The following is a 5,789-nucleotide window of genomic DNA, read 5'->3' on the forward strand; positions in this document are numbered from 1 at the left end:
GCACAGGCAACCCTCATAACGACTACGGGCTTGGGTTTTACTGCACGGAAAGCTTGGAACTCGCGAAGGAGTGGGGCACCTCTGACGGAGCTGACGGCTTTGCGAACGAATATGAGCTCGACGCAACCGGTCTTACGTTCCTCAATCTCAACAGCGGCGACTATTGCATTTTGCATTGGCTCGCTGTTCTTTTGGAGAACCGCACCTTCCGCGTTTCGGGAGACATTGCCCCTTTAGCCAAATCGTTCATACTCGAGAGGTTTGCGGTCGATTACCGCAACCGAGACGTCATATGCGGATATCGCGCTGACGACTCCTACTTCTCTTTTGCGAACGCCTTCTTAAACAACGCCCTTACCCTTGATCGGCTGGAACAGGCCATGGCTTTAGGAAATCTGGGTGAGCAAATTGTTCTACGTTCCGAAAAGGCATTCTCTCAGTTGCGCTTCATCTCGTCGCACGTAGCCGACAAAACGGTGTACTACCCGCGCAAGGTAGCACGCGACAACGAGGCCCGATCGATTTATCGCACCGAGCTGAAACTAGCGGATTTGGCGACTAGCCCCACCATAGCCACTATCATGCAGGAAGATTGGAGAGCCGACGATGCGCGCCTACGACGAATCGTACTTACCTGATGCCATGGATACGTTAGGGGAAGCCCTGGATTACTCCGTTGCCGACTGTGGGCAGGAGCCCGACGAGTTTTTCAAATGGTTTATTGTTTCGGGCGTGGCCGATAGCTTCGGACGCGGTAACCCGAAATTCGTGGCCGGCATGTCAGGCGTGGAGCTTGCTCGCGAAGTGCAGTTTCGTGTTCTGGGCACGCGCGGAAACACAACACCTACCCAGCCGCTCGATCGAACACCGGAGTACTGGGCAGGCTGGTTTTTAGCCTACTACCAGTGGTACCGTGCCGTTTCCTTCGACGAAATGGCACGCGGCGGGCTAGTGCCCACCGCTCTTTTGGGGAGTTCTATTCTTCATGAAGCCGACGTGAGCAAAGCGGTAGCCTTCGCAGATTGCTTGCTTGAACAATCCGCCGCATCCCCCACTCGCCTTGCTTTCCTGCGCCGGCAGCGCGGCCTAACTCAAGCGCAACTTGCCGAAGCGGCCGATGCGTCTCTTCGTATGATTCAACTCTATGAGCAGCGACAAAACGACTTATCGAAAGCATCAGCAGGCGTCGTGCTGCGGCTCGCACACGTTATTGGGTGCTCGATGGAAGAGTTGTTGGGGTGAAGTGCAATTGGTGGATTGAAAGTGTCTCAATTGAAGGGTTGGATTCTTTGCAATCGGTAGGTTGTGCACTCTGTATAATGACTGGGGGATCAGTCTACTCTGTCTCAAAACCCGCTTACTCGAAGCTGAAACAGTAGTCTAAGCCCAGTTCATCGCGTATTTGTAGAAGGTCGTGCTGTACTCCTTTACCTACCGGAACGCCTTTGTCCTTACGCTCAAGCCACGCGAGGTGTTCTTTCTCCCCTGCCGTATAGATGCGATCTGCGCCTGGTATTTTCTTGGATGCGCGTAGCGCGCGGCAGATGTCTCCCGCTGTCTTTTTGAACGCATCGCGCCCGACAAATGCATCGGGATCAACCACGAAGAAAAAGTGGCCAAGTCCATACATTTGGGGGCTGCCATCTTCAGCTACACCCGAAAGCGCCTTCATGAAGCGGCCACCAGAGAGAGCCGCCGACAGAATCTCAACGGTAGCGGCGTAACCGTATCCTTTGTATCCTGCCAGCTCTTCACCAGTACCACCGAGCGGGGCAAGCGCAGCTTCACCTGCGGCGAGGGCTTCTAAGATTTCTGCGCTGTTGGTCATCTCTCCTTGTATACCTACAACCGTGCCTTTGGGCACAGGCTTACCTTCACGCGCGTAGTGCTCGATTTTGCCGCGCTGCATGATGGAAGTTGCACAGTCGAGACAAAACGGGAAATCCTCGTCGGTTGGCAGTGCAAACGTGAGGGGGTTAGTCCCCATCATGCCTTCTGTTCCAAACGTCGGAGCAATCGAGGGACGTGCGTTGGTACCCGTAATGCCAACCATTCCCTCTTGGCTTGCCATGGTAACCCAGTACCCCGCAATACCGTAGTGGGTGGAGTTGCGCACGGCCCCTCCCGCCATGCCGTATTGCTTAGCCTTTTCAATTAGACGGGTCATCACATGATGGCTTGCCACCATGCCCATGCCGTCGTGTGCGTCAACAACTAACGTGGTTGGCATTTCACGCACGATTTCAAGGTTGGTTACGGGAAGAAGTGTGCCGCGCTTGATACGGTCGATATAGATGGGTTTGAACCGGTTTACCCCGTGGCTTTCGATACCCCGACGATCGGACTCCATGAGCACGTCTGTGCAGATTTCTGCGTCTTCGGCAGGCACACCGAGTGCCGTGAAAGCATCGACCATGAAGTCATGTATCTGATCCCATGGAACGTAAGGTCTGCCTTGAGGGTCGTGCATAACCGGTTCCTTGTCTATCATTTCATCTCCCCTTGCATTTCGATGACTGGGCGTACGGCTTCGATCCGATTTGAGTAGACCTCGCCCACACCAGTAACAATCCCTGGTCGGGTGAGTTCGATAATCATACTGATCTGTCCTAAATAAGATTGACGGAAATGAACAGACACAGAAAAGTCATTTCAATCAAGTAGAAGCCTGCTAAACTGAAAGTGCTAAGGAAACACTGATTAAAGCCGTCTTGCCTTGCGCTGGCGAGGCGGATACCTGAGGGTTGAAGACCGAATGCGCGTACTTGAGCGTACTTGAGCGTACTCGGCCGCATCTTCGACGGCGAGATACGGGTCCGGTCGGCAGAACGTGAGCTTGGTTCCTAAGTCGATCCTCTCGTAAGACACCCCGACCCCCGCCTCTTCACATAAATCGCGGATCATGCGCAGACCCTAACCGGACGACTCGATGTCCCCGGAACGGAACAGCGTCCTAGCGATCTCTACAGCATCCACCTAGTTGTCCTGTGCGAGTAACACCGCTAACGACAACCCCACATAACCGGTACCCGCTACTGCGATTCTCATGATCGAATCACTCCTCGCTCTTCGGTTTTCAAAGTGCACCTCAAGGTGTTACAATGTACATCTATTGAACATACGTAAGGAGTTTGCTATGAGCACGATGACTATTCGCTGTGACGAGGCGGACAAGCGCGCCGCCGCCGAAGTGGCCGAATATTACGGGTTCGATCTGTCAAGTGTCACCCGCGCATTCTGGAAGCAGATGGCGCGCACCCGTTGCATCCCACTAGAGCTCGACAACCACGAACCGAACGCAGAGAGCATGCGCAGCATTCGCGAGATGGAGGCAATTGTTGCCGCAGGCGGAACAGGGAAGTCCTACGACACAGCTCGCAGCCTCCTCGACGCAGCGAGGGCCTGAGAACCGTGGGAAAACGCACGGGCACGCACGACGACCTTTTCAGGGGCTAGCGGCCTCAGAAGCGCTGTTGTGCCGGTGACCAATTCTTGCCAACAGACGCAAGATGTACTACTGAGAAGAAGATACGACCATCCCAGCTATCTGTACAAACAGAAGGGCAAAGGAGCTCTTGTCGCCGGGATAGAACCTTTACACTCATGGTGTAGCACAGGATTTGATAAGCTCGCTAGAAAGCGATTATGAGGCATTCAGAAGCGCAGCCCCTACTCGGCAGCCTTTTGCAAAACCACGGCACCGACACCTGAAAGCGTTACGTTAAGGTAGGTTCCGTTGGGAGCAGAAGAGTCAATGGCAAGACCAAGGTTTGAAAGCAGCGCTGCCGCATAATAGCAGTCTTCATAGACGTCAACATAGAAATCTGGAATGTCTGTTAGGTGAAGTACGGTACCCTCTTTTACCTCTGAATTGACAGTAGCTTTCACATATGCCTTTGCTAGTGTGCGAAGAACTAAAGGGGCAAAATCGAAGTCGACGGATACATCCCCAAAGCCTAAGGCCGCCTTGTAGTCATCCTCTTCAAACATGAGCGTTTCTATTTCATCGCCGGTTTGCACCTGTTGACGGCGAAGGGCGAACTCAAGGTTGGGTGCTGCGCTGAAGTCTTCCAACTCATCGTCTTCTTCGGGACCGTAGCTTTCATACTCGCGTATCGCATCATCAATCTGATCGATGCTGTACTCGCGTGTAACATCTTGCAGACCCATGGCTTCAACTGCTCGCAAAAGCCCTGGTAGACGTTTAACGATTCTGTCTTCAAGTTCCATCTTGTGCTCCTGTATCTTCTTGGGGTATACCGCTAGCGTCGTCGAGAAAAGCCGACTACGACTGGCTGATGCGAAAAGTAAAGAGGGGTCACAAGCCCTCCGATATCGGGTTTTAGGGCTCGCTTAAAAAGAAAAAGCATCCTTAACGGCTTGATAGTCCCATTTCATGGAACCGCCCACCCAATGTCTCATCGCCCGATGTGTCCCAGCATAGCGCACCGCTTCAGGGCATTTCTGCCTCCTAACCTGGGTCGAGTTGTACAGCACCACGATCGGAACGTCCGCTTCGATGGCCTTGCTGCACTCGTATTGGATGTAGCTGCGCATATCAACAGAGTATCCTTTTGAGCACCGTTGCGTCGTCCCCGAGTACCACCGGCAGTACCTGCAGCTTCCGCTAGTGACGCGATCGGTATTGTCACCTACTATCAAAACGAAACACTTCGATGCGTCCATGCGCTCTTTCAGGGACTTTTTGATACTGCAATTCAGACTGCTGTCTCTTGATTGCTGCAAATCGTGCGCGTTCGTGAAAGACAAGCCGTAATAATCACTGTCGTTCCAATTCATCAAAGCTTCGACGGCATCGTGGTCGCCGTCCCAATCGGCCGCGATGTACGTTTTCGTTCTGCGGGTCATATCAGAACCTCCCTTTCAGTTCATACAGGTTTATCTCCTTGAGCTTGCCCTCCGCCAAAACGATGTGGATTGGGGCGCGTAGGTTGCAGCCTGTCGATCGAAGGGTGCATAGCATGCACCTGAGAAGCTCGTCATACGACTTCTCCTTTGAATCGGGAAACCGCGTGATCCCGCCACCTAAAAGAGGCTGGTTGACCCGTTTGCCCGCATACGTCCTCGATATTTCCTGCCACATGTTCATGAGGCACTTCTCGTAGTCTGCCATGGAGAGGTAATCTTGTTCGAATTCGTCAAACCTGGTAAACGCAAGCAGCAGATACTCCCCCTCATAGCGCTTGACACAACCCAGTTCGTGGCTTCTCTCCCTTCTCGGAACAGAAGCATCAATATTACGATCGAACGGTCCTCCATCGGACTTCAACAGCGAGGTTTCGAGTTCCTGCAGGTTCTCCACATATCTTTCTATAAAGATCCCGTTCAGGGAGTTGCGGCTGATGATCACATCATCAACGCGCGTGACGAAGAACTCGCTGAACGGAACAACCTTCCATCCTTCGCATGCGAACAGATCGCCCTCCTCGATAACGACCGTGTTACTGCCCACTTTCACCCTAATGCCGTGTCGAGTCAACCAGACAAGGACCACAGAGATGAGCAACAGAAGAACCGCAGCAAGGCCGATAATAATGAGCAGATAGACCCACCACGAAAAACCGGGCAAGAGCGTCGCGAGCGACTGCCCGGTGATCGTCATCGCAGTGCCAGACACCGTCAAAACCGCGAGCACGAAGGTCACCTGAATTCCCGATAAGTTATGACGTGGTGGGCAGGTCGTAGCCCAGTCGCTCAAAGATTGCCCTCTGCTTACCGGTGATCTCGCAGATGCGTGGACGGTGTCCCTCCTGTGTGTAGCGCTCGAT

7 protein-coding genes are annotated in these 5,789 nt (G+C 53.3%); 3 read left to right on the forward strand and 4 right to left on the reverse strand.

Annotated features, from left to right (window positions below; genetic code table 11):
* A partial coding sequence (locus G7Y44_RS10015; RefSeq protein WP_165249605.1) for a DUF3990 domain-containing protein occupies nucleotides 1-638 on the forward strand: 638 nt, incomplete at its 5' end.
* A complete protein-coding gene (locus G7Y44_RS10020) occupies nucleotides 607-1,242 on the forward strand; it encodes a helix-turn-helix domain-containing protein (RefSeq protein WP_165249607.1) in 636 nt (211 codons plus the stop codon). The genes G7Y44_RS10015 and G7Y44_RS10020, both read left to right, overlap by 32 nt.
* 115 nt (nucleotides 1,243-1,357) lie before the next feature.
* Here G7Y44_RS10020 and G7Y44_RS10025 read toward each other — a convergent pair whose 3' ends face one another.
* Entirely contained in the window at nucleotides 1,358-2,491 is a 1,134-nt protein-coding gene (locus G7Y44_RS10025; RefSeq protein WP_241159251.1) for an Ldh family oxidoreductase, read from the reverse strand.
* Nucleotides 2,492-3,136: 645 nt separating this feature from the next.
* On the opposite strand from G7Y44_RS10025, the gene G7Y44_RS10030 reads away from it, so the two are divergent.
* Nucleotides 3,137-3,406, forward strand: a complete 270-nt coding sequence (locus tag G7Y44_RS10030) for a type II toxin-antitoxin system RelB/DinJ family antitoxin (protein WP_165249609.1) — start codon at nucleotides 3,137-3,139, stop codon at nucleotides 3,404-3,406.
* A 263-nt stretch (nucleotides 3,407-3,669) separates the two neighbouring features.
* On the opposite strand, the gene G7Y44_RS10035 is transcribed toward G7Y44_RS10030, so the two are convergent.
* From G7Y44_RS10035 to G7Y44_RS10045, 3 genes are all read right to left on the reverse strand, one after another.
* A complete protein-coding gene (locus G7Y44_RS10035) occupies nucleotides 3,670-4,230 on the reverse strand; it encodes a hypothetical protein (RefSeq protein ID WP_165249611.1) in 561 nt (186 codons plus the stop codon).
* A gap of 123 nt (nucleotides 4,231-4,353) precedes the next feature.
* Complete coding sequence (locus G7Y44_RS10040) at nucleotides 4,354-4,869, reverse strand: TIR domain-containing protein (protein WP_165249613.1); 516 nt, start codon at nucleotides 4,867-4,869, stop codon at nucleotides 4,354-4,356.
* A 1-nt stretch (nucleotide 4,870) separates the two neighbouring features.
* Nucleotides 4,871-5,665, reverse strand: coding sequence for a macro domain-containing protein (locus G7Y44_RS10045; protein WP_165249614.1), 795 nt, complete (start codon nucleotides 5,663-5,665; stop codon nucleotides 4,871-4,873).
* Nucleotides 5,666-5,789: the final 124 nt, after the last annotated feature.

The organism is Adlercreutzia sp. ZJ141 (assembly GCF_011038965.1).
Lineage (GTDB): Bacteria > Actinomycetota > Coriobacteriia > Coriobacteriales > Eggerthellaceae > ZJ141.